Here is a 21142-nt window from a genome sequence, read left to right as displayed (position 1 = left end):
ATTGAAATGAAGATCTCTAACTGCTCTCTATATTTGACAAAATAAGGTCAGGTAAGCATGTGAAAGCAATTATTCTAGGGAGTCTTGTATTCTGTCTACCAATGAAGAACTATTCTCCGAAAGCGGACTTCAAATCATCACGAATTTTGAGTAAACCCTAAAGAATTCAAATTATTTCTATCGGTTAATATTCCCTTACAATTGAGCCCCGTCCTTACCACTTTGTACAAAATACTTGGTACATCGTACTTGGTACTTGGTACATCGTTCTTGGTACATCGTACTTGGTACAACTAATATGCCCTTACTACCTTACCTTCCATATAATTCGCAAAAGCCCTATTGACTACTCTCATGCCACCTGTTGTAGGAAAGTTACCTGTAAAATACCAATCGCCTTGATGGTCGGGAATACATTTGTTGAGATTTTCCACCGTCTGATAGATGATCTTTACTTCTGCATTGATTTCTTTGGAAGTAATGATTTCTGCAATTTTATCTGAGATTTCCTGATCAGTAAAAGGTTTATAGATATCCTTTACATAATTCTCAGTCAATACCTGTTTTGAAATACATTTGTCATAGGTCTCCACCAGTAGATCGCTCATTCCCCTGTCCTGCAATAACTCAATAGTACCCCTAAAAGCAATAAAATCTTTCATTTTGGACATATCTATCCCATAGCAATCCGGATATCGGATCTGAGGTGCTGAGGAAACTATGATGATTCTTTTAGGATTTAGCTTATCCAATGTGGTAAGAATACTCTTCTCTAAGGTCGTACCTCTTACAATACTGTCGTCTATCACCACCAATGTGTCAATACCGGACCTTACGACTTCATAGGTGGTATCATATACATTTGCCACCATAGCATCCCTATCGGAGTCATTGGTGATAAATGTTCTGAGTTTGACGTCCTTACTGACAAGCTTTTCTACTCTTGGCCTAAAATTCAACAGCTCCTCCAAATCCTCCAAATGGGGCTTACCTTCCAATAAAACCTCTCTCCTTTTAGCACTTAAGTAATCCTCCAATCCTTCAATCATTCCCAAAAATGCTGTTTCAGCAGTATTTGGAATATAAGAGAAAACGGTATTTTTCAAGTCAAAATCTATTGCCTGCAAAACCTGGGGAATCAAGGCTTTTCCTAAAAGTTTTCTTTCTCTATAAATATCCGGATCCGTACCTCTTGAAAAATAAATTCTTTCGAAACTACAGGATTTCTTTTCCCGAGCAGGCATGATTTCATGTTCTGCAAAGGAACCGTCTTTATTGATCACCAAAGCATGCCCAGGCTTGATTTCCCTGATCTCCTTGTAATCGATATTGAAAGCGGATTTGATAGCAGGTTTTTCAGATGCAACTACTACGATTTCCTCATCAGCATAATAATACGCAGGGCGGATACCAGCCGGATCTCTAACCACAAAACTGGAACCATTCCCAATCAGACCTGCCATGGCATATCCCCCATCAAAATCCCTACACGATCTTCTCAGAATTCTGGCCACATCAAGCTCTTCTTCAATTACTGCAGTGATCTGCTCATTGGAATATTCATGCTTATACTTATCAAAAATCCTCTGATTTTCTTCATCCAAAAAATGTCCGATCTTTTCCATCACGGTTACGGTATCTGTTTTTTCCTTGGGATGCTGACCAAGTTCCACCAACCTGGAAAATAATTCCTCCACATTGGTCATATTGAAATTCCCTGCCATCACCAGGTTTCTGCTACGCCAATTGTTTTGTTTTAGAAATGGATGGCAGGTTTCTATGCTGTTTTCACCATGTGTTCCATATCTCAAATGCCCCAGCCAAACTTCTCCGGAAAAAGCAATGTTCTCTTTAAGCCATTCTGCATCGAACAATGCCTTCTCTCCACCTTGCTTTTTGGCTTTTTTATATTTCCTGTAGATTTTGTCGAAAATATAATTGACAGCCTGAGGTTCAATAGACCTGTACCGACTGATATAACGTGTTCCGGGCTTTGTATCAATTTTGATATTCGCTACACCTGCACCATCCTGACCTCGGTTGATCTGCTTTTGCATCAGCACATACAATCTATTGGGGGCATATAAGGGGGATCCGTATTTTTCAATGTAGTATTGGGGCTCTTTTCGAAGCCTGATCATTGCTATACCACATTCATGTTTGATTTGGTCACTCATCGGGTTTGTAGAGAAGTTTCATTAAGCTCACAAAGTTAGCTCTTTTTTAGAAGTATGCAGAACCAAAAAAAGTTCTCTTTCTGAATTCTTTTCCCACCGATTGTCAAATTTCAAAAAAATTTAATCCATTTCTTATCATGATAACTTTTAGAAGTTGTGGAAATATGGGGATTTTTTACCCAATTGGGGACTTTTTTACCCAATTGATTTTTGAGTAAAAGGCCTTATAAAAGGGCTTAAACCAAGATTTGGGGTTTGGCATACCTTGTGCCCAAAAGGAAAACAAGGATATGACAATTTTCAACCTGTTTTTCATCAATCTGAAATGGGGCCAATTGTCAAAAACCAGTAAACCAATTATTTTAAACTAAACCAATTAAAAAAATGAAAACTAAAATCATGATTCCCGCAATGTTTGCTTGTGCTTTGGCTTTCTCGCCATTCGTTGCAAACAGTTCTGAAATTCAACTTTCCGCTACAGAGATAGTTGCAGAAGAAAAAACAAAATTGGATCTTGAAAACCTTCCAGAGGTTTTGAAAAATGGTATTGCCAATGATGTAACTGCTGCAGTTCTTACCATCAAAGAAGCTTGGCAAATCGAAGAAGAAGGCAAAGTTCATTACAAAGTCATTTTTGACATGGGTGGTGAAGATTTCGTAAGAAAATATGATGCTGAAGGAAAAATAATCGAGGATGCACAGGCTTAATATCAGGCCCTAGTAATTACATTAAAGCACAGGAATCTTTTCCTGTGCTTTATTTTTTTTTACTTTAGTCAAAATTTTTGTGGAGGCATGGGTAAGATTTTATTGATTGAAGATGATGTCAGCTATTCCAGAATAATCAAAAATTTTCTGGAAAAGAATGGATTTGAAGTATCTACCTCAGCTAAGGTTTCGGAAGCCATCACTCTTTTAAAATCCCATAGTACAGAATTGATCATTACGGATTTCAGACTTCCGGATGGTACCGGATTGAATATACTCAGCTATGCCATGAGTCTGCCAATCCCTATACCGGTGATCTTAATCACCAATTATTCTGATATAAGAACCGCCGTAAAAGCCATGAAAATGGGCGCAGTGGAGTATATCACCAAACCCATCAATCCTGATGAACTGCTTTTAACCGTAAAAGAAACCTTCTCTGCCCCGATAAGTCCAAATACGAATTCCCAAAAATCTGAAACACCTTTTGCTGATGAGGATTACATTACAGGAAAAAGTGAACCTTCAGTGAAACTGGAGGAATATATTAAACTGGTATCGCCTACCGAGTTGAGCGTTATCGTTTTGGGAGAGACCGGGACAGGTAAAGAGTATATTTCAAAAAGAATCCATAATCTCTCAAAAAGGAAGTCAGGACCTTTTGTAGCAGTGGACTGTGGGGCTTTATCAAAAGATTTGGCCGGCAGTGAACTGTTCGGACATATCAAAGGTGCTTTCACGGGTGCAGTAGAAACAAAATCCGGGCATTTTGAAATGGCGAAAGGCGGGACAATCTTTCTGGATGAAGTGGGCAACCTGAGTTATGAAGTACAGATCAAATTGTTGAGAGCAATACAGGAAAGAACCATCCGGAAAATCGGGAGTAATCAGGAAATACCAATAGACGTACGGATACTTGCAGCAACCAATGACGACCTGATCAACCAAGTAAAAGAAGGGAATTTCAGGGAGGACCTGTACCATAGATTGAATGAATTTTCGATTACAGCATTGCCTTTGAGAGAAAGAGGCAGTGATTTACTCCACTTTGCTCATCATTTCCTGACCAAAAGCAATCTGAAGCTTGGCAAAGCAGTCCAAGGATTCAAACCCGAGGTAGAGAAAATTTTCCTTACTTATTCTTGGCCTGGAAATCTCCGCGAACTGAAAAATATTATCCGTAGGGCTGTTTTACTTACCCAATCGGATTGGATAGGTAAAGATGTGCTCCCTGAGGAAATTTTTTCACAGAAAATCGAAACCCCTACCAATAATCCTGAAGGAAATTTTAAAAAATCACTGATGCAACATGAAAGAGATTTGATTATCAGGACGCTGGAGGAAGTCAATTACAATAAATCAAAAGCCTCCAAAATACTGGGGATGGACAGAAAAACACTATACAGTAAAATGGAGAAATATGGTATTTCGTAAACCTTAATGAACTGCAGCCTGTGTATCCATTATTATTTTCTCCAAAATAAATTCTGTTTTTTTGATCATGGTAATAATTTCTTTTTCCAGTTCAAAAAGTTTGTTCTCTTTTATGGCCACCTCAATATCCTTGATTTGGGTAACCACCAATAGATTGATCTGTCCCAACCGACTGGAAAGTTGATGAGTGATTTCTTTGATCCTTTGAAAATTCCCGGATGGTAAACACAACCTGATTTCTGATAGATCCGCATGAGACAATTGAATGATTTCCTGAAGCACTGTTGCCAGCATTTCTTCATCACCCATGCAGAAACTTTGAAGACTTCTTAAATCATACAAAGCCGGGCCATTTCTTGAATCATCATGGTGAAAATCAAATTTGGGATTAAAATTTTGGACTCCAATTAATTCTTTGATTTTGGAAATAATTTGAGCTCCATCAAAAGGTTTCAACAATAAACCGTCGAATCCAAGGTTAGAAATTTGATTTTTTTCCTCAGCAAAAACATTGGCCGTTATGGCGATGACAGGAAATGACTTCCCATTTTTATCAGCACGCAAAATCTCCAGAACTTCCAATCCACTTACTTCCGGCATTTGAATGTCAACAATCGCCAAATCAAAATCATTTGATCGAAATTGATTTTTGAACACAAGTCCTCCTTCGTATGCATCAACAACCGCTCCATTTGTTTCTAAAAGCAATTTGACCAACTTAAGTCCTATTGGATCGTCCTCAATCAATAGTATTTTTAGGCCTTTGAGGGGATAAGCATTATCAAATTGATTTCCTTGAGACGCTTGTACTGCATCGGTCAATTCCAGCGGAATTTCGATAAAAATGGAAGTTCCCGATTCCAATGCACTCTCCACCCTGATATTGCCCCCCAGCAAATCAAGTAATTTTTTGGTAATGGAAAGGCCCAATCCTGTTCCACCAAATTTCCTGGTTATGGAAGTATCACCTTGTGTGAATTTCTGAAAAATATTGTCGCGGACTTCCTGAGTCATTCCTGTTCCTGAATCTTTCACAATTATTTGGAGAATTTGTGGATTCACTAAACCAATATTCACTTTTATGCCGCCTTCTTGGGTAAACTTCAGTGCATTGCTCAAAACATTACTTAAAATCTGATTGATCCTTAGCTGATCTCCCACCATCCATTTTCTTTCAGGAAAATCTAAATCCCACTTAAAATAAAGCTTCTTCTTTTCAGCTTGTACAGCAAAAATGTTTTTTATTGAAGAAAAAAGTCTGGAAGGATCAAAAGGTTTATTTTCAATTTTTATTTTCCCGGCCTCCAATTTCGAGAAATCAAGAATATCATTGACAATCTCTACCAAGGTATCCGATGCAAAAGCTATCATTTCAACATACTCTTTTTGCTCAGCGGAAATCTCAGATCTTGCGAGTTCCTTTTGAAAACCTTGAATAGCATGGAGTGGATTCCTGATTTCATGACTCATATTGGACAAAAAGTCCTGCTTGGCTTTTGCAAGGTTATCGGAATGCCTTTTTGCTTCCAGCAGTTTTTTCCTATAGGTATCCGCCTTTTTGACCTCATTCAAAATACTGTAAACAAAACCCAGTGAACCCATAAGTCCAAAAAAGACCAGAAGAGCCAAAATTATAGAAACTGTATAGGTAAGATCATAAGCGGACTGATTTTGATTTTTGTAATCTATCAACAGGTCGCGTTGCATATTTGAAATCAGCTCCTGTATCTGAGCAAAAACTTCTTTGTTCTTATTCAAAAGCCGACTTTCAAGTTGAACAAAATTCTCCTGCATTTTTTGTTCATCTTTAGACATATGGGCTACTAAATTACGGAGATCCAGTAATGCCGACTCAGAATTAAGTGTTTCAGAAACGGAATCCAAGTTTTTCATTTCATCAAAATCCCTTTCTATCTCCAACAAAAAGCGCTCTATTTCCCCCTGTTTTCTGGGAAAAAATCTGTTTTCTCCATTCGCTGAGGGTACATTTTCAAGTTGAATTTCAGAAGGAATAACAGGAAATAGATCCTTATTTCTGACTTTTCCCAGAAACTTCATCTCACTGAGCTCCTGCTGCCTTTTTATTTTCCTTTCTATGTTTTTTAAAGCTTCTTCACTGAAATTTCTGTTGACAACATTATATCTCGTCTCTTCAAGTCCTGCAAATACTACCATCAATTCACTGATATTTAGACTGGTATTTTCAAAACTCTCTATTTCAGATGAATCGGATGAATTTAATTTTAACCATTCAAGCCTCTTTTCCACGCTTCTCAAAGTTTCTTCCAAAACAGAATCTTTATCTGAAGTTCTTTCGGTTTTGGACATATCCAAGAGATAGACATCAGCCATCAGACCATTGAGTTGACGTAGTTTTTCGTTGGGTTTAGAAAGGCTTTCTACAGTATCCAATAGGTTCCGGATGCTGAAGTAAGTAATCAGACTGACTCCAATTACCAGAAAAGCTGTCAGAATAAATCCAATAATGACTTTATTTCCCATTTTCCCTTGGTTTACCTGCATTTATAATTGGAACAATAAAGTTGTAAATACAATAACCATTCCCAAAAGTATCGGGAGGGCATTTGAAAAAATCAGGAAATCAGGTGTAAGGTTTTTAGTATACTGTTCTTGCTTCCAAAAATGGCATCCACTCTTCCGCATGAAGTTCGGCATAACCTGCCAGAAAAAAACCCAATGTTGGCCTAAAGGGTTCTGAATTCAGCCTCATCCCAACTTGTTCGGGGGTTTTGTCTCCTTTAACGACATTACAACGGTGACAGGCAGTGATCAAATTGTTCCAATTGGTTTTTCCTCCTTTGGAGCGTGGAATGACGTGATCTATAGTAAGATGTTTGCTTGAACCACAATACTGACACTGATTCTTATCTCTTTTAAATAAATTGGCCCTGTTGAGCAGCACCCCTTTGTAGGGAATATTTTTGTAATTATTGAGACGGATTACTGCAGGATATCTGAAACTTTTGTCAACTGTCCTGATAGTAAGTTTTTCATAAAAACTAAGACAGCTAACTTTATCCATAAAAGTCAAAACGAGCGCCTTTTGGACAGTAACTACTGCTACCGGGCTATGGTCCAAATTCAATACCAAAACACGTTTATCCATAATTCATTCATTAAACTCTCCGAACAGAAAACCTGCTGTTCAAAATTATTGTTTCAGAATTTCATCCTGTCAAGTTCTCTTTTCACATCTTTCTCTTTGATATCCTGTCTTTTATCATGCAATTTTTTACCCTTCGCCAATGCTATCTCAATTTTTGCCAAACCTTTATCATTAATGAAGATTCGGACCGGAATAATGGAAAGTCCTTTTTCTGAAAACTTGGTTTCCAATTTATCGAGTTCTTTTTTGTTTAGCAAGAGCTTTCTTTCCCTGACAGCATCATGGTTGTAACTGGCAGCCATAGAATAGGGAGCAATATGCATCTGTTTGATAAATAACTCCCCTCTTCTGAAGTAACAGTAAGCTTCTGTAAGGGAAACTTTCCCTTCACGGATAGATTTGATTTCAGTTCCCGTAAGCATCAATCCGGCTACAAAAGTATCCACAAACTCAAATTCATGGCTAGCCTTTTTGTTCCGGATATTGATGATCTTATCAAATTTATTTTTTTTTATTGCCATGATTTCTTTAATGCTTTTTTAAGATTTTACTCCTTCAAACCTAATTCCCCAAACCCTATTTATCCTCCAAGTCCCACCTTCAAACCCATTTCTCACAACTTCATTCTTGCCTCCGGTACTACATCCAATCCTGAAAATTCTTTGTTCAGATATTTGAAATGTGCGGCCATCGCAATCATAGCTGCATTATCCGTACAGTATTCAAATTTTGGAATGTATATGTTCCATCTCTCAATATCAGCGACCAATTGGAGTTCATTTCTCAAACCGAAATTGGCCGAAACACCTCCGGCAATGGCAATTTCGTTGATTTGATATTCTTTTGCAGCCCTTTTCAATTTTTGCATCAACATCTTGATCAGGGTATATTGCACAGACGCACAAATATCGTTTAGATTCTTAGTTATAAATTCAGGATCTTCTTTAAGTCTATCCCTAAGGAAATAAAGGACCGCGGTTTTTATACCACTGAAAGAAAAATTCAGTCCAGGCATATCGGAAACAGGAAATGCAAATGCTTTGGGATTTCCTTCCTTTGCATATTTATCGATCAATGGTCCACCGGGATAGGGAAGTCCCAATAATTTGGCGCTTTTATCAAATGCTTCGCCCACAGCATCGTCCATGGTCTCCCCGATAACCTTCATGGTCAGATAATCTTCCACCAAAACCAGTTGGGTATGTCCGCCGCTTACGGTAAGACATATAAATGGAAATTTAGGTTTTGGATCGTCAATAAAATGCGCCAGAATATGCGCCTGCATATGGTTGATCTCAATCAAGGGAATGCCCAAAGCATAGGCAAATGACTTTGCAAAAGAAACACCCACCAACAAAGATCCCATCAATCCCGGTCCTTTGGTAAATGCAACAGCTGATAATTGGCTTTTATCAATACCGGAGGACTGTATAGCCTCATGGATAACAGGAATCAAATGCAACTGATGCGCGCGCGATGCAAGTTCAGGAACTACGCCGCCATATTTTTCGTGTACAGATTGCGTGGCGATGATATTATTAAGTATTTTGCCATCAGAAATTACCGCTGCCGAGGTTTCATCACAGGATGATTCAATGGCCAGAATATTTATCTTCATTTCACTTATTCCTTGAAAAAGAACCCGAAAGTTACGGAAAAAATGCTGAAAGCCTTAAGGGTGATCTTCAAGTTGTTCCTTTTCCTTTTGTTTGGGATTTTCTTGGTTGCCGCCGCTCTTCAAATTCCTTATATCCAAACTCAGGTCAGTAAGGGGATAACCGGATATATTTCCAAAAACACAGGTTTTCAGACCAGCATTTCAAAAGTAAAAATAAGATGGTGGGATGCCATCAGTCTTTCAGATGTCATAATCTATGACCAATACGATAGTCTGATGGTTGATCTGGAGGAAGTGTATATAGACTTTTCCATCGGGGGACTCTTTGACAGAGACAACCCTGCCCTTGACCAAATAAAAATGGAAAACGGTCAGCTTCATTTACTTTTTCATGAAAATGAAGATTATTTGAACATATCTGAGTTTTTCAGCAGAATCAATAAACTCCTTCCCGCAAAAAAAGATCCCGACTCCAAATCAGGGAAATTTAACATCACAAATATTTATTTCAAAAAAACTTCTCTTGACATCATCAATTATAAAGCAATCCCTGTCACAGAAGGTTTTGATTATAACAATCTCAGGTTTAAGGATTTGGTGGCAGATGTGGATGATTTCTACTCCGATGGAACGGAAATAGGCATGAAAGTAAATTACCTTAGGGGAAATGAATCCACCTCAGGACTTGTTTTTCAACAGCTGAAAACAAACTTCACCTATTCCAACACATTTATGGAGTTTGACGATTTGTTTCTTCGAACCAATAAAACTGAAATCAAAAATTACCTGCGATTCAGTTATAGTTCGACCGAATCCCTTTCCAATTTCAATGAAGAAGTAACCATTCTTGCCGAGCTTGATGAATCTGTACTTGATATACAGGATCTTAGATATTTTGCAGATAAGTACCCGAAAATTGAAGATAGAATTGTTCTCAGTGGTCGCATCGAAGGGACAGTCAATGAACTTGCTTCAGATGAGTTGCTGATAAGGTTTGGCAAACGTAGTGCCTTGTTTGGGAAATTCAATATTATGGGATTGCCTGATATTGACAATACTTTTTTTGAAATGTCTTTGATGAATTCGGTACTGAACAGTGCGGATCTCATTCCATATATCAGCGAAGAGGCAAGGAGAGAAATCCAGAAATTCAGGGATATCAGATTTGATTCAGATTTTTCCGGATACCTCCATTTCTTTACTGCAAATGGCAATTTTAGAACAGGTATAGGAGATGTTATCGGTAGACTGAGTTATAAATCCAATGATGGCCAACCCACCTTTAGGGGAAGACTCGAAACTAAAAATCTTGACCTTGGAATAATTCTTGAAGACAGGGAGAGATTTCAGAAAGTGACCATGACCGGACAGGTAAATGGCACAGGTCTGCAATTGAAAACCGCGCTCTTAGAAATAGATGCCAATATCAAAAGTGCGGGAGTAAATGGATATAACTATACCAATATCCAAACAGATGCAACCTATGGAAAGGATTTGTTCAGAGGTAAAATAGTCGTCAATGACCCCAACTTAAGGGCATCTGCCGAAGGGGTGCTTGATGTCAGAGATGGTAAGGATTCTATCCGTCTGGATGTAAAATTGGACACTGCATACCTGATGGAATTAAACTTATTGGAAAAAAATGTTTTTATCAGTGGCAATATCGAAATGGATACCAAAGGGGTAACCTTGGACGACATTGAAGGTATAGCCCGCTTCAGAGATGTGAAAGTAAGCTATGAAGGAAGGAATCTTTTTGTGGACAACTTCTTTTTCCAATCTTTATTCACGGATGATTCCCGCCTCATTTCTTTTAATTCCGATTTACTGGTTGCCGGTATTTCGGGTAATTTCAAAGTAGACCAACTTCTGAGTGATGTTCAGAATCTAAGTCAGGAATATCTTGCCATCCTTACCAATTCAGGTGAAAAAAAATCTTACTCAAGAACAGGCGAACTTGAACCATACAGTATTGATATCAACATGAATTTTATTGACATCAATCCCATCATTACGCTGCTTGAACCAAGGATGTCCATCTCTAAGAACATTTTGATTGAAGGGGCTTTTTATCAAACCTCAGAAAATGCGGTACTCAATTTTTTCTCAAGTATTGATACTGTTTTTTATGATGGGAATTTTCTGTTCAACACCAATCTCGATTTCAATACCTCCAAGCTTAATTTTTCAGATGACGTGCTTGCGTCTTTCTATATTTTTTCAAAAAAACAAATTTTAAATTCCGGCCTGACATTTAATAATCTCGCCATTGAGGCTATTTGGGATGAATCCAACATAGACTTCTCTTATGGCCAGGATCAGCTTGAAACAGGAAGTTATGTGAGAATCAAAAACGAAATCACCCTGTATCCGGATCATACCACCATTATTTTTGAACCATCGGAATTAAAGATACTGGATAAAACCTGGAATTTTGCTCCTGAAAACAATATCTATATCTCCAAGAATTCATTCCTTTTTGACAATATCAAATTATTCAATCAGGATCAATTTATTTCACTGAATGGGATGATAAGTCCCGATCCACAAGATGTTCTGGGACTGGAAATCAATAATGTCAATCTGGATTTTTTCAATACACTCAGTCTGAAGGAATTTAAAGGAACCGCTGACGGGAATTTTGGGCTGACTGGATTCTATGAAACCCTTGGGGTCAACGGGCAGCTTAATATCAAGGATCTTTTTATCAATAATTTCCTGATTGGCGATATTGAAGCCGCTACTTTTTTTCAGAATAAGCTGATCAACATTGAATTGAATAATATCAGGCAAGGTAAAAAAGTGATTTCACTGAATGGTTATTTGAGCAGAGATGACGAATTGGCCCTGAATACAAAATTGAATGAAGCCGACCTTTCTGTATTGGAACCCTTCCTATCTGATTATATCACCCAGATGGGCGGAACTGTAAGTGGAGACCTGATTATCGAGGGCACTTTGAAATATCCTGTGGTTATAGGAACTGGGAAGTTGACAGGCGGCAAGTTACTGGTGAATTATCTCAATACCTCTTATACAGTTGATGGGAATATTGTGTTTGATCCTAATGAAATCAGTTTCAGAGAACTGATAGTATTGGATGTAAACGGAAACAGGGCAAGAATGCGTGGCGGAATATCGCATGATTATTTCTCGGACTTTATCCTGGATATCAGTTCAAATCTGGAAAATTTTCAGGCACTCAATACCAGCAGTAGAGACAATGAGACATTTTATGGCACTGCCTATGTCACTGGGACGCTCAATATCTTCGGTGCTGCAAACAACCTGGACATTACCGCCAGGGCAACTTCCCAACCAAACACCCGGATCTATATCCCATTGGGCACTTCGAGCGTCCAAGCTCAGGAAGATTACATCAATATTATCGATATAAGAGACACCCTACAGGTGAAGGTATTGCAGGAGACAGTGGAAAAACTTGCCATCCGCAACCTTAGGATGAATTTCACTTTTGACATTACTCCCGACGCCTATACCGAAATACAAATTGATCCTAGAACAGGTGAAAATATACAGGGTCGTGGTAGAGGGGTTTTGGCAATGAATATTGATACCCAGGGGAATTTTTCCATGTTGGGAAATTATGAAATCACCGAAGCCAAATATAATTTTTCGCTTTACAATATCATCAGAAGGGAATTCATAGTCCAACCGGGTGGAAGGATTTCCTGGTACGGAGATCCTTATGAAGGAGAGATGGATATCCGTGCCTATTATCAGGAAAGCGTTTCTTTACAAAACCTGCAATCCAATCAGTCTGCCGGGATAGAAGATCCTCAAATGAGAAGAAGATGGCCGCTTAAAGTCAATATGGACCTAAAAGGAAAAATTCTTTCTCCTACCATCACTTTCAATTTCGACTTCGCTGAATTTCCCACTGAAGGGAACATCCAAACATATATATCCGCTTTCCAAAACAGGATAGCCAATGACGAACAGGAAAAAAACAGACAGGTTTTCTCGGTCATCATGATGCGGTCTTTCTCGCCTGAGGGACAGTTCAGTGGAGTCAGCAGTATAGCTACTTCCAACCTCAGTCAGCTCCTTTCTTCCCAATTAAACAGTTTTATAGCACAAGTAGACCAGAATCTTGAAGTGGATATTGACCTTGCCAATCTGGATCAAAATACGCTCGAAACATTTCAACTCAGAGTTGCCTATACTTTTTTGGATGGCAGATTGAGAGTAAGTCGTGATGGCGGATTTACGGATTTACAGGGAAATGCGGACCTGAACAGTATTGCAGGAGACTGGCAGGCCGAATACCTCTTTACAGATGATGGCAGGTATAGGATGAGGATTTACAACCGTAATAATTTCAATACATTCACCTCTCTTTCTCTTGCAAGAAATGTGGCGACCTATGGGGTTTCTGTTTCACAAAATCTTGCCTTTAACTCCTTCAGTGAACTTTGGGACAAGATAAGAAATAAAGAGAATGAAAAACTCCGGATCAACGACACTGATGATTTTTTGAGGTATGAGTTTGAGGAAAAAGAGGATTGGAAACCAATTCCTCTGGACAATCTGGACAAAAGAGTCAGCCCATTGGATTACCAAATGGATCCACCGACAAAAAACCTGCGAAAAGAAGATGAGGATTGAAACAATTCCTATTCCTGTTCATTACATAAAGAGTAACACATAAGAATATGGAAAAAATCAGTTTATTTTGGTTCAGAAGGGACCTGAGGCTAGAAGACAATACAGGGCTGTATTATGCCAATATGCAGGAAAAAAATGTATTGCCACTCTTTATTTTTGACAGGAACATACTTGATGAACTGGAAGACAAAAAGGATGCCCGGGTATCTTTCATTCATACCCAAATAAAAAATATCAGCTCTAAGCTTGAAGGATATGGGAGTTCCGTTTTAGTCAAATACGGTAAACCTTTAGAGATTTTTCGGGGATTGTGTGAAGAATATGATATTCAGAATGTATATACCAATCGTGATTATGAACCTTATGCGCGGGATAGAGATGAGGCCATTAAAAATCATTTAAAGGACAGAGGGATTCAATTTTTGGATTTTAAAGATCAGGTTATTTTTGAAAAAGAAGAAGTGGTCAGTGGCAGCGGTGAGTTTTACAAGGTATTTACCCCTTACAGCCGTGTATGGCTGGAGAAATTTAAAAATACACCCCCTCAGTTATTAATTCTGGACAAAAAGAAAAACAATTTTTATCAAACTCCGCCCCTTCCCATTCCAAGTCTAGAGGATATGGGCTTTGAAAAGACCGAAATAGAAATCCCACCATTGGAGATTAATAAACCTCTGATACAAAAATACGATACCAACAGAAATTTCCCTTCATTAAAAGGTACTACTAGGTTGGGAATTCACTTGAGATTTGGGACAATCAGCGTTCGCAAGCTGGCCCTTGAAGCCGCAGACTTAAACAGCACTTATCTCAATGAACTGATCTGGCGGGAATTTTATATGATGATCCTTTACCATAATCCTGAAGTAGTACACAAGGCATTTAAACCTCAATATGACCGAATTCCTTGGAGAAATTCAGAAGAAGATTTTCAAAAATGGTGTGAAGGCATGACGGGATATCCTATTGTGGATGCCGGTATGAGGGAGCTGAATGCTACGGGATTTATGCACAATAGGGTAAGAATGATTGTGGCAAGTTTTCTCACAAAACACCTCTTGATTGATTGGAGATGGGGGGAAGCATATTTTGCTAAGAAATTGCTTGATTTCGAACTATCTTCGAACAATGGTGGTTGGCAGTGGGCAGCGGGAACAGGTACAGATGCCCAACCTTATTTCAGGGTTTTCAATCCTCAATCCCAAACCGAAAAATTTGACAAAGAATATAAATATATTAAAAAATGGGTTCCCGAATACGGAACAGACAGCTACCCCAAACCAATGGTTGATCATAAATTTGCCCGGGAAAGGGCATTGGAAACATATAAAAGCGCATTGAATACATGAATATTGGAGACAGAGTGAGATTGCTGCATGGCAATGAAGAAGGAGTCATCACCAAGATTTCAAAAGGTGGCAGAGTGGAAGTGGAAATAGAGGATGGTTTTCACATCCCTGCTATGAGAAATGAGGTAGTCGTAATTTCCGCCACAGAAAAGCAATACTTTGGAGGGGAAAAATCTCCCGAAGCAGATAAAATTGACAGCAGACTTACCCCAAAAAGCGCCAAAGAGGAAGGCTTGTTTTTGGCATACCTTCCCATCAATGACAAAGACCATAGTATTTACCTCAGCAATAATACCGGCAGGGATTATATGGTTATCGTTTCCGAAGTTTATGGGGAAAATAGCAAAACTATCCATGCCGATAAATTATTGGCCAAAACAGGAAAAAAACTGGGTGAAAAATCGATCCAGGATTTTGAGGATTGGCCTGTTTTATTGCTCCAATTCTTCCCTATACATGCCAAAATTGAAAAAACACAGCCGTCTTTTGAAAGGCGGCTGAAATTCAAAGCAACGGCATTTTTCAAAAGTAAAGGTATTGCACCGGTTTTGGATAAGAGCGGATATGTATTTAGAATATCGGAACAGGCAAAAGAGATCGATATCAGGCAGTTGAATGAGGACTTGAATCCCAAAAATGAAGCTGCCCAATTACAGTTCAAAAAGCCTCCTAAGGAAATAGACCTTCACATTGAGCAATTAACAGATAAATACGATTTGATGAGCAATAGTGAAATGTTGCGGCTTCAATTGGAAACTTTTGAAAAAAATCTCAACAGTGCCATAGCCTCCGGAATGGACGAAATCAGTTTTATTCATGGCATAGGCAATGGAGTACTCAGAAAAGAAATCCACAAGTATTTGAGTCAATTGGGAAATATTAAGTATTTTCAGGACACACAAAAAAGCCGTTTTGGATACGGCGCAACATTGGTAAGAATCTCCTGAGAAATGCAAGGTAAAATATCTCCAATTTTTGGATTATTCCAGCAACAATTTGAAAAAGCTAAAATCCATTTTTCTTCCTTGGGTAAGGAATTCAAGGGAAAAAAAGCCATTGAATTAGAAGAAAAATTAATTTTTCTGGAGATATACATTGATTTATTGTCGCGGATACATTTTGAAGAGGATAAATTGAAGTTTAAGCTTTTTTCTCCTTTTAAGGATATTTTTAAAAAACTGAAAAAAGTCAAACACCTTAAAATGGTTTTGTCTCAGGTAGAATCACTGAAAATCCAAAATAATATGGTTTTCAGTACTTACCTGAAATCATTGGAAAGCGACAAAAAAAAGCTTTATGCAGAAGCTTATGATCTTATCGTCGGAACACCTTTTCACATTTGGGAAAAACTATATGAAGATGCTTTCAACTTCAGCAAAGGTCTCAAACCCTTGATGATCAATACAGCCACCACTCAAATCATCAATGAGGAACTTGAATATTTCAATCTGGAACAGAAAACAAATCTTGACAGCAAAGCCTTAAAAGATATCTATGAAGGCCTCCGGGTAATCATTGCATTGGAAAATTTGAGAATAGAATCCGGTTTCAATTCGATTTTTGTTCCCGACGTACATCAGCATATGGGCACTTTAAGATTGGCATTGTTTGATTGGTACCAAAATCACCTTTTCATCCAACACCTGACTTTCTTCCTCACAGACAAGGAAAGTATCCCTAAAAAATATCTCGACTTATTGTCACAACTACAGCTAAAGAAAAAATCCCATACCCAAAATGTTGTTCAGAAATGTAAGTTTCTCTTTGAACGGATTTTGGAATGATTAAAGGAAAATGAGAAGCCAAATCTTTTGATATACTTCAGTCTAAAGTATTTTAGGATTAAGGAATAAATAATATAACCCTGTTTGACATGTATGCAAAAAGACACTACAGTTTTTGGATGACATTAAGGTGGTCAAGAAAATCCCTGATCAACGGACTGCTGTATTCAACACTTATCATCATCTTCTATGAGATTACCGGTTTGGAAATCACTCTGCCTTGGGAACCAATCAGTGTCATCGGTATAGCAGTGGCCTTTTATCTGGGTTTCAAAAACAACAGTTCATACGATAGAACTTGGGAGGCGAGAAAAATCTGGGGCGCCATCTTCAATGACAGCAGGAGTTTCACTACGGCAATTTTGACTTTGTTGGAAGGTGAAAATACAGATGAAGTCAAAAAACTCAAGAAAAGCATCATATACCGACATCTAGCCTGGTTGCATGCCCTTAAATATTTATTGCGCAAAAAAAAATCATGGGAACACGATGAAGATCCGCTCAAGCTTGTGTTTACTCCTACTTTCAGAGACAATTATACCAATGAATTAAAAGATGATTTGGAGTTGTTTATCAGTCAGGATGAATGGGATTATTACATAAAAAAAACAAATATCCCTACCCATATCTTGAAAAAACAAACAGAGGTGATCCAGGAATTGAAGGCTAAAGGACTTATTTCTGATTATAAGCATGTTTGGCTACATCAGTTCATCAGTAGATTTTTTGACAATCAGGGAATGTGTGAAAGGATTAAAAATTTCCCTTTACCCAGACAGTATGCCTCTACAGCTTTATGGATGAATTATGTGTTCTGTGCCCTGATTCCATTTGGTTTATTGAATATTTTTGAGTCTTCCAAAGTATTGCATGTTTGGCTTACCATTCCTTTTTCAGGTCTGATTATCTGGATTTTTTTCCTCATGGACAGAATCGGTGATTATTCTGAAAATCCTTTTGAAGCGGCCTATAACGATGTCCCCATTTCCTCGATAGCCCGATCTATAGAAATTGATTTGAGGGAAATGCTCGAGGATAAAGATATTCCTGGCCCCTACCCTGAGGAAAATGGATTTTTAATGTAATTGAAACTGATGATTTATGACCTAATAAGACATTCGATTTCGTTCAAAAAAAACCTCAATTCCATGAAATTTTATCTCAACTTCTTTTCAGTACTGATAATTTTGACTTTTATAATTAGCTGCGATCAAAACAAAAAGATGGAAGTAAATTCAGATGTGAATACTATCACTTCAATTTCCGCAGAAAGGGCAAAAGCATTCAATGAAGGAAATGCCGCCGGAATCGCAAAACATTTTACTGATGATGCCTATTTGATGGCACCTGATTTTCCTACCAAAAGAGGTCAAAAAGCCATTGAGGAATACTATCAGTCTATTTTTGATGAATTTGAAACAGCGTTGGAAAGTGGCTATGAAGATGTCAAAGTCGATGGTGATTTGGCTTATGGAAGAGGTTTTGCCAAAGTTTGGCTCACGCCCAAATCAGGTGGTGAAAAAATCTATTCTGAATCCAAATATCTAAATATTCTGGAAAGGCAGTCGGATGGCACCTGGAAGACCACTTATGATATTTGGAATAGTAACGATTAAACCATTTTTAAAGAGTTCCCTAACATGGGCTTCTAAAATGCCATTCAAATATTGGGTCAAAAGATGTGATCACCCTTAATGTTTTGTTAAGAAAAGCTTTTTATATGTCCACCATTGCTACAAAATTGTTCAAATTCGTTCATCTGTTTTGTTATAAAACCCTGAAAACAGAGTTTTAAGGCATTTTTTTTATTGGCACTTCTCTTGAAATATTCTTGAAAATCCAATAAGAACATGCTCAAAAATTATTTTCTTACCGCGTGGCGCATCATGGTCCGACAAAAGGGCTACTCGGCCATCAATATTCTGGGATTGAGTCTCGGCATAGCTGCCAGTATTCTTATTAGCATATATATCATCGATGAACTCAGTTATGACAAGTTCCAAAAGGATGGAGAATACATTTTCAGGGTTTATATGCAGGGCAAGATGCAGGACAATGCGTTTGAAGTAGCCATGACGCCAGCGCCAATGTCCCGGGCTTTGATGGAGGAAGTTCCGGAAGTTGAAGATGCTATCCGCTTTGGGATTTTCAGAACTATGCCCATGCAGTATGAGGACAAAACTTTTACAGAAGATAAGATGATGGTTGCTGATCCCAACTTCTTTGATTTTTTTACATTTGAATTGCTTCAAGGAGATCCAAAAACGGCCTTGGTAGGGCCGGATAAGTTAATAATCACTGAATCAGGAGCTAAAAAGTACTTTGGAGAAGAAAATCCTTTAGGCAAAATTATATTGCGCGGGTCTGAAAAAAGAGCAAGTGAAGTGACAGGTGTTGTGGCAGACCCTCCCCATAATTCCCATCTGGACTTTGATATGATCCTTTCGGGGGAAAGTTGGGACTACATGAAAAATGAACAATGGTCAAGTTCTAATTTGTATACCTATTTTAAGATTCATCCCGGGGCTGATGCCAACAAAGTCCAGGAAGCTTTGGATATCTTTATCACCAAATATTTTGGTTTGGAAATAGAGAAGTTTCTCGGAATTTCCATGGAGCAGTTCAAAGCCGCAGGAAACAGCGCCGGATTCTTCCTGCAGCCCATGTTGGACATTCACCTCAAGTCCAACCTTCAGGATGAAATCAAACCTACAGGTAATATCCAGTATCTTTATATTTTCGGTGCGGTTGCCTTATTTATTATTATTATAGCCTGTATCAATTTCATGAACCTTTCCACTGCCAGATCTGCCAACCGTGCCAAAGAGGTAGGTGTGAGAAAGTCGGTGGGGGCCCTCCGCTCCAAACTTGTAGGTCAGTTTTTATCTGAATCTATTCTTTATAGTCTGATTTCCACATTCATTGCAACAATCCTGATTTTGATTCTATTGAGGCCATTCAATAACCTTTCCGGGAAAAGCCTTGATCTATGGATCTTCCTAAATCCGTTGGTCCCCATAGGATTGATGATTTTTGCTGTTCTTATAGGCGTTTTGGCAGGCTCCTATCCTGCATTTTACCTGACTTCCTTCAATCCTGCCCATGTATTGAAGGGTAAAATCAGAAATGCTGCCAAAAGATCCTCCTTTAGAAACGGTCTTGTAATTTTTCAATTCCTTGTTTCCATTTCCCTGATTATCAGCAGTATGGTAGTTTATAAACAACTAAAATATATGCAGGACAAAAATTTGGGATTCGAGAAGGAAAATGTCATCAACTTACTGCACACCATGTCTTTGGGACAAAATGCCAAAGCATTCAAAAATGAGGTTATGTCATATGCTGAATTTGGACCTGCAAGTTTTGCTAACTCCCTACCCCCAAACATTGATTGGAACAGTGTGTTCAAAACCTCTGACACAGGCCAGGATTTTTTATGTAACCTTAACTTTGTGGACCACGAACATTTGGATGCCATGGGTTACAAAATGGTTCAGGGAAGGTTTTTTTCCAGGGATTTCATCAGTGATTCGGCAGCTATTATTTTGAATGAAACTGCTTTCAGACAAATGGGATGGACAGAAATAGATGGAGGGCAAAGAGTGGCTGGTTTCTGGGGAAATAATGAGGAGCCTGTGGAAAAAACAGTTATAGGGGTCATCGGAGATTTTAACTTTGAGTCCCTTCATCATACCGTAAGGCCATTGATCATGTCTTTGGGCTCAGAACCCAATTATGAAATGGCCATCAAAATGACTCCTGGAAATGTGGCTGAAAAAATTGCTTTATTGGAAACCATATGGAAAAAACATAGCAATGGAAACGCCTTCGAGTATTCTTTTATTGACGCAAACTTTAACTCCCTCTTTAAGTCTGAACAAAAAATGGGTAATATCATATTGGTTTTTACCATTTTGGCAATCGGCATTGCTTGTTTGGGATTGTTTGGATTGGCTGCTTATACAACCGAACAAAGGTCTAAAGAAATCAGTATAAGGAAGGCGCTGGGAGCGTCATTAGCCAATTTAGTAACTATTTTAAGTAAGGACTTTACCCTACTCGTTCTACTTTCCTTTATCATAGCAGGGCCACTGAGTTATTACATCATGAATAACTTCTGGCTTAAGAATTTTGCCTATAGGATTAAGATTGATATCCTGATGATATTGGGAGCCGGATTGATCTCCATCGTTATTGCCTGGCTGACAGTTAGCTATCAATCTTTCAAAACTGCATCCAGTAATCCGGTGGACTATTTGAGGAATGATTGAGGGGTGGGAAGTCAGATGACCGATGACCGATGTTAAAAAGTGCGT

At 38.4% G+C, this 21142-nt stretch carries 14 protein-coding genes; 9 read left to right on the top strand and 5 right to left on the bottom strand.

Annotation, left to right across the window (positions count from 1 at the left end):
- Nucleotides 1–293: 293 nt before the first annotated feature.
- Nucleotides 294–2177, bottom strand: coding sequence for an amidophosphoribosyltransferase (locus B9A52_RS12560; protein ID WP_084120791.1), 1884 nt, complete (start codon nt 2175–2177; stop codon nt 294–296).
- Nucleotides 2178–2561: 384 nt separating this feature from the next.
- Here B9A52_RS12560 and B9A52_RS12555 point away from each other — a divergent pair, with 384 nt between their 5' ends.
- Together B9A52_RS12555 and B9A52_RS12550 are read left to right on the top strand one after the other, a co-directional pair.
- On the top strand, nt 2562–2885 hold the full coding sequence (locus B9A52_RS12555; protein WP_084120790.1) for a hypothetical protein: 324 nt from the start codon (nt 2562–2564) through the stop codon (nt 2883–2885).
- 87 nt (nt 2886–2972) lie between these two features.
- Nucleotides 2973–4319 (top strand): sigma-54-dependent transcriptional regulator, encoded by a 1347-nt coding sequence (locus tag B9A52_RS12550; protein WP_084120789.1) that lies wholly within the window; start codon nt 2973–2975, stop codon nt 4317–4319.
- A 3-nt stretch (nt 4320–4322) separates the two neighbouring features.
- Here B9A52_RS12550 and B9A52_RS12545 read toward each other — a convergent pair whose 3' ends face one another.
- The 4 genes from B9A52_RS12545 to tsaD all read right to left on the bottom strand — a co-directional run bounded on the left by B9A52_RS12545 (nt 4323) and on the right by tsaD (nt 9064).
- Nucleotides 4323–6821 (bottom strand): ATP-binding protein, encoded by a 2499-nt coding sequence (locus tag B9A52_RS12545; RefSeq protein WP_084123502.1) that lies wholly within the window; start codon nt 6819–6821, stop codon nt 4323–4325.
- Between the two features lie 115 nt (nt 6822–6936).
- Nucleotides 6937–7446, bottom strand: a complete 510-nt coding sequence (locus B9A52_RS12540; RefSeq protein ID WP_084120788.1) for an HNH endonuclease — start codon at nt 7444–7446, stop codon at nt 6937–6939.
- A 53-nt stretch (nt 7447–7499) separates the two neighbouring features.
- A complete protein-coding gene (gene smpB / locus B9A52_RS12535; RefSeq protein WP_084120787.1) occupies nt 7500–7967 on the bottom strand; it encodes an SsrA-binding protein SmpB in 468 nt (155 codons plus the stop codon).
- 92 nt (nt 7968–8059) lie between these two features.
- Nucleotides 8060–9064 (bottom strand): tRNA (adenosine(37)-N6)-threonylcarbamoyltransferase complex transferase subunit TsaD, encoded by a 1005-nt coding sequence (gene tsaD, locus B9A52_RS12530; protein WP_084120786.1) that lies wholly within the window; start codon nt 9062–9064, stop codon nt 8060–8062.
- A 42-nt stretch (nt 9065–9106) separates the two neighbouring features.
- On the opposite strand from tsaD, the gene B9A52_RS12525 reads away from it, so the two are divergent.
- The 7 genes from B9A52_RS12525 to B9A52_RS12495 all read left to right on the top strand — a co-directional run bounded on the left by B9A52_RS12525 (nt 9107) and on the right by B9A52_RS12495 (nt 21097).
- Complete coding sequence (locus tag B9A52_RS12525) at nt 9107–13693, top strand: translocation/assembly module TamB domain-containing protein (protein ID WP_084120785.1); 4587 nt, start codon at nt 9107–9109, stop codon at nt 13691–13693.
- A 47-nt stretch (nt 13694–13740) separates the two neighbouring features.
- Nucleotides 13741–15042 carry a cryptochrome/photolyase family protein gene (locus tag B9A52_RS12520; protein ID WP_084120784.1) on the top strand — a complete coding sequence of 434 codons (1302 nt, stop codon included), beginning with the start codon at nt 13741–13743 and terminating at the stop codon, nt 15040–15042.
- Entirely contained in the window at nt 15039–15989 is a 951-nt protein-coding gene (locus B9A52_RS12515; RefSeq protein ID WP_084120783.1) for a Smr/MutS family protein, read from the top strand. Before B9A52_RS12520 ends, B9A52_RS12515 begins: the two co-directional genes overlap by 4 nt.
- 3 nt (nt 15990–15992) lie before the next feature.
- Nucleotides 15993–16826, top strand: coding sequence for a hypothetical protein (locus B9A52_RS12510; RefSeq protein ID WP_084120782.1), 834 nt, complete (start codon nt 15993–15995; stop codon nt 16824–16826).
- 89 nt (nt 16827–16915) lie between these two features.
- Nucleotides 16916–17911: a bestrophin family protein gene (locus B9A52_RS12505; RefSeq protein ID WP_084120781.1), complete on the top strand. Its 996-nt coding sequence runs from the start codon at nt 16916–16918 to the stop codon at nt 17909–17911.
- Between the two features lie 63 nt (nt 17912–17974).
- Nucleotides 17975–18442 (top strand): YybH family protein, encoded by a 468-nt coding sequence (locus tag B9A52_RS12500; protein ID WP_172805205.1) that lies wholly within the window; start codon nt 17975–17977, stop codon nt 18440–18442.
- Nucleotides 18443–18676: 234 nt separating this feature from the next.
- Nucleotides 18677–21097 (top strand): ABC transporter permease, encoded by a 2421-nt coding sequence (locus B9A52_RS12495; protein ID WP_084120779.1) that lies wholly within the window; start codon nt 18677–18679, stop codon nt 21095–21097.
- The last annotated feature ends 45 nt before the right edge of the window (nt 21098–21142 follow it).

Source organism: Aquiflexum balticum DSM 16537 (genome assembly GCF_900176595.1).
GTDB classification, from domain to species: domain Bacteria; phylum Bacteroidota; class Bacteroidia; order Cytophagales; family Cyclobacteriaceae; genus Aquiflexum; species Aquiflexum balticum.
The sequence above is the reverse complement of the archived record's forward strand: the minus strand, read 5'-3'. Positions and strand labels throughout refer to the sequence as shown.

Coding starts and splice junctions, on each gene's coding strand:
- B9A52_RS12560 (WP_084120791.1), bottom strand. CDS start 2,177: ATGAGTGACCAAATCAAACATGAATGTGGTATAGCAATGATCAGGCTT.
- B9A52_RS12555 (WP_084120790.1), top strand. CDS start 2,562: ATGAAAACTAAAATCATGATTCCCGCAATGTTTGCTTGTGCTTTGGCT.
- B9A52_RS12550 (WP_084120789.1), top strand. CDS start 2,973: ATGGGTAAGATTTTATTGATTGAAGATGATGTCAGCTATTCCAGAATA.
- B9A52_RS12545 (WP_084123502.1), bottom strand. CDS start 6,821: ATGGGAAATAAAGTCATTATTGGATTTATTCTGACAGCTTTTCTGGTA.
- B9A52_RS12540 (WP_084120788.1), bottom strand. CDS start 7,446: ATGGATAAACGTGTTTTGGTATTGAATTTGGACCATAGCCCGGTAGCA.
- smpB (WP_084120787.1), bottom strand. CDS start 7,967: ATGGCAATAAAAAAAAATAAATTTGATAAGATCATCAATATCCGGAAC.
- tsaD (WP_084120786.1), bottom strand. CDS start 9,064: ATGAAGATAAATATTCTGGCCATTGAATCATCCTGTGATGAAACCTCG.
- B9A52_RS12525 (WP_084120785.1), top strand. CDS start 9,107: ATGCTGAAAGCCTTAAGGGTGATCTTCAAGTTGTTCCTTTTCCTTTTG.
- B9A52_RS12520 (WP_084120784.1), top strand. CDS start 13,741: ATGGAAAAAATCAGTTTATTTTGGTTCAGAAGGGACCTGAGGCTAGAA.
- B9A52_RS12515 (WP_084120783.1), top strand. CDS start 15,039: ATGAATATTGGAGACAGAGTGAGATTGCTGCATGGCAATGAAGAAGGA.
- B9A52_RS12510 (WP_084120782.1), top strand. CDS start 15,993: ATGCAAGGTAAAATATCTCCAATTTTTGGATTATTCCAGCAACAATTT.
- B9A52_RS12505 (WP_084120781.1), top strand. CDS start 16,916: ATGTATGCAAAAAGACACTACAGTTTTTGGATGACATTAAGGTGGTCA.
- B9A52_RS12500 (WP_172805205.1), top strand. CDS start 17,975: ATGAAATTTTATCTCAACTTCTTTTCAGTACTGATAATTTTGACTTTT.
- B9A52_RS12495 (WP_084120779.1), top strand. CDS start 18,677: ATGCTCAAAAATTATTTTCTTACCGCGTGGCGCATCATGGTCCGACAA.